Source organism: Fructobacillus sp. ChS1-6f1-1-27 (assembly GCF_059579415.1).
This window is the reverse complement of sequence record NZ_JCAOER010000025.1, coordinates 788-1,143: the sequence shown is the minus strand read 5'-3', so window position 1 is coordinate 1,143 and position 356 is coordinate 788. Positions and strand designations below refer to the sequence as shown.

1 rRNA gene (cut by a window edge) is annotated in these 356 nt (G+C 49.7%); it reads left to right on the top strand.

Annotated elements, in window-relative coordinates:
* A 23S ribosomal RNA gene (locus AC5162_RS06405) occupies positions 1-356 on the top strand; its annotated part runs 787 nt beyond the window's last position; the annotation flags it as partial.

Below are 356 nucleotides of genomic sequence, written 5' to 3'. Positions count from 1 at the left end.
AAGCGAACCGAGTGAACTGAAACATCTAAGTAACTCGAGGAAAAGAAATCAACCGAGATTCCGAAAGTAGTGGCGAGCGAAATCGGAACAGCCTGGACGAGATAGTCACATTGGTAGTTGAACGGGATGGAAAGCCCGGCCGTAGCAGGTGATAGCCCTGTAGACGAAACCTTTGTGGTGGTACTAAGCGTCGAATAAGTAGGGCGGGACACGTGAAATCCTGTCTGAATATGGGGGGACCATCCTCCAAGGCTAAATACTCGTGATCGACCGATAGTGAACCAGTACCGTGAGGGAAAGGTGAAAAGCACCCCGGAAGGGGAGTGAAATAGATCCTGAAACCGTGTGCATACAAA